The organism is Pedobacter sp. AK017 (genome assembly GCF_014200825.1).
GTDB classification, from domain to species: Bacteria; Bacteroidota; Bacteroidia; order Sphingobacteriales; family Sphingobacteriaceae; genus Pedobacter; species Pedobacter heparinus.
Map to the genome: position 1 here is coordinate 1 of NZ_JACHCW010000040.1, position 2,532 is coordinate 2,532.

The 2,532-nt window shown below is 42.0% G+C and carries 4 protein-coding genes; 2 read left to right on the forward strand and 2 right to left on the reverse strand.

Features of this window, described 5'->3' with window-relative positions; all coding sequences use genetic code 11:
• Positions 1-45 precede the first annotated feature (45 nt).
• Positions 46-402 carry a winged helix-turn-helix transcriptional regulator gene (locus HDC92_RS24890; protein WP_183877575.1) on the reverse strand — a complete coding sequence of 119 codons (357 nt, stop codon included), beginning with the start codon at positions 400-402 and terminating at the stop codon, positions 46-48.
• A gap of 138 nt (positions 403-540) precedes the next feature.
• Between HDC92_RS24890 and HDC92_RS24895 the strand changes: the two genes are divergently transcribed.
• Positions 541-1,443 (forward strand): NAD(P)-dependent oxidoreductase, encoded by a 903-nt coding sequence (locus HDC92_RS24895; protein ID WP_183877576.1) that lies wholly within the window; start codon positions 541-543, stop codon positions 1,441-1,443.
• A gap of 29 nt (positions 1,444-1,472) precedes the next feature.
• Here the strand turns inward: HDC92_RS24895 and HDC92_RS24900 are convergent, their stop codons facing one another.
• Positions 1,473-1,841, reverse strand: a complete 369-nt coding sequence (locus HDC92_RS24900; protein WP_183877577.1) for a winged helix-turn-helix transcriptional regulator — start codon at positions 1,839-1,841, stop codon at positions 1,473-1,475.
• 101 nt (positions 1,842-1,942) lie between these two features.
• On the opposite strand from HDC92_RS24900, the gene HDC92_RS24905 reads away from it, so the two are divergent.
• On the forward strand, positions 1,943-2,532 hold a 590-nt coding region (locus HDC92_RS24905; RefSeq protein ID WP_183877578.1), incomplete at its 3' end, for an NAD(P)H-dependent oxidoreductase.

The window sequence follows — 2,532 nt, forward strand, 5'->3', positions numbered from 1 at the left end:
GAACAGTCATGTCTGCAAGTAAAAATCCTGTGATTGCATTTCCGGTCAAGCTTGTTTAGCTTGCATAAGTGATTTAAATTCTTCGAGAAAATCAGTTCCCCAACTATCCATAGCCCCTATCACCGGCAATAAAGTTTCACCGAAATCTGTTAAAAAATATTCAACTTTAAGCGGTGTTTCAGGGTATATTACCCGCTTTACAATGTGGTGGAATTCAAGTTCACGAAGTTGCAGGTCCAGCACCCGGCGATTAGCACTTTTAATCCTTTTTTGAAGCTCAGATGGACGCCTTAAGCCTGTATGGATCAGATAAATCAGATAAGATTTCCATTTTCCTCCCATGATTTCCATGATCACCGTTAAACCACAAGTGAAAGTTTTAGGTATTTTCTTTTCGTACATATTGTTATCTGCTGCATTACAAAAATAGTAATACGTCTATTGTTTACCAATAGGATAAAATTATCCGCATCTGAATATTTTTTCCCCGCTTGTTTCAGCGATTCAACTTCGTTTTTTTTACAGCTAAAATCAAAAATAATGGAAAATAAGAAAACACGCACTGCTGTTACTGTTTTAGGACTGGGAAAAATGGGAACAGCTATTGCCAAAACCTTACTAAAAGAAAATGTCCGGATCACTACCTGGAATAGAACTGTCGATAAAAGTCTTGTACTGGAGCCGGAAGGTGCGATTACTGCGAGCACCGTCACTGAGGCCATTATGAGCAGTCAGGTCGTAATCATCAGTTTATCAGACTATGGCGTAGTAGATTCGCTGCTCCGGCCCTTGCATAATTTAATGGCTGATAAGTTGATCATAAATCTAACTAACGGATCACCAATTCAGTCGCGTCAAACCGCAAATTACCTGATGTCAGCAGGCGCACATTACCTTGATGGGGGCATTATGGCCATCCCACCTATGTTAGGGCAACGCAATGCTTTATTGTTATTTAGTGGGTCTGAGACTGCATTTAATCATCATAAAGAGTTGCTGACCACATTGGGAACCTGCCACTTTATCGACGAAGATCCAGGCCGGGCTGCGCTTTATGATCTGGCCCTGCTTGCAGCAATGTATGGCATGTTCAGTGGTTACCTCCAAAGCATTGCGTTAATCAAATCGGCCCAGGTTAAGGCCCGGGAGTTCACCCCGATGGTCGTGCAATGGTTACAAGCGATGACTCAAACTTTGTCAAGAATGGGCGAAGACATCGATTCAAAATCTTATGCAGACCATGTTGCAGCAAGGTTGGATATGCAAACCACATCTTTCGAAAATCTGATTGATACCTACAAGACTATCGGTATTCCGGTCGATCTTGTATTACCCTTAAAGCACCACATGGAGACCACTGTGCTGAACGGCTACAACAATGCTAATTTTTCATCGGTGTTTGAAACGATTAAAGGCAATAAACTCAATAATGACGAGTCTTGAAAAGATCACTTAACAAAAAGAACGATGAATTAAATACCTTTTTTCCTGGTGGCTCTGTGATTTTTGCCCCAAGTGTCCAAAGCCTTCCAAACCGGCACCAATGCTCTGGCACTTTCAGTGAGCTTATAGGTCACCTTAACCGGTACTTCAGCGAGCGCTGATCTGATTATTAAACCGTCAGTTTCCATTTCTTTCAGATGCAAAGTTAGCATGCGGTCAGTTACGTTTGGGAGCAGCTGCTTGATTTCATTGTACCGGAGTGCTTTAGGTTCCAACTTATCCAGGATTACCATTTTCCATCTTCCTGAGAGTATGTCCATGGAATATACAATACCACAAAAATCCATCAGTTCTTTGCGGTTCATGCTGTTTGTAGACAGCTCTTTTCTAGTAGTCATAACTTACAATTTTGTGTGTTGCTAACATCCGGTTGTCACACTCACAAATTAAAAACATTGCCAGTAGCTTTGAATCATAAATAGAAAATTAAGACATAAGTATGAATATTTTGATCGTATATGCTCATCATGAGCCAAATAGTATGAATGGAACCATGTACCATACAGCAGTGGAAACTTTAAACATGCGGGGCCACCAGGTGCAAACCTCCGACTTGTACGCGATGCAATTCGACCCGGTTTCTGACCGCCGGAACTTTAAGACAATACACGATCCCGTATTCCTGAAACAACAATTAGAAGAACTTTATGCCGCGCAAAATAATGGCTTTGCCGATATAATTGAAGTTGAATTGCAAAAGCTGGAGTGGTGCGACCTAATGATCTGGCAATTTCCGTTATGGTGGTTTACGGTACCTGCTATACTTAAGGGATGGGTAGACAGGGTTTTCGCTATGGGCCGCGCTTATGGCCAGGGAAAAATCTATCAAAACGGTGTGTTTAAAGAAAAGAAAGCATTGCTATCATTCACAACAGGCGGTCAGTCAACCGATTATATTACGGGGGGATTAAATGGCAATCTAAATGGCATGCTGCGTCCATTGCACCGGGGGATATTAGAATTTACAGGATTTTCAGTGTTGGAGCCCCATGTTGTCTACGGACCTGCACGACTGCCAGCGGATGATCT

Bases quoted from the DNA above. Each gene is read 5' to 3' on its own strand.
- HDC92_RS24890 (WP_183877575.1), bottom strand. From the start codon at position 402: ATGTACGAAAAGAAAATACCTAAAACTTTCACTTGTGGTTTAACGGTG.
- HDC92_RS24895 (WP_183877576.1), top strand. From the start codon at position 541: ATGGAAAATAAGAAAACACGCACTGCTGTTACTGTTTTAGGACTGGGA.
- HDC92_RS24900 (WP_183877577.1), bottom strand. From the start codon at position 1,841: ATGACTACTAGAAAAGAGCTGTCTACAAACAGCATGAACCGCAAAGAA.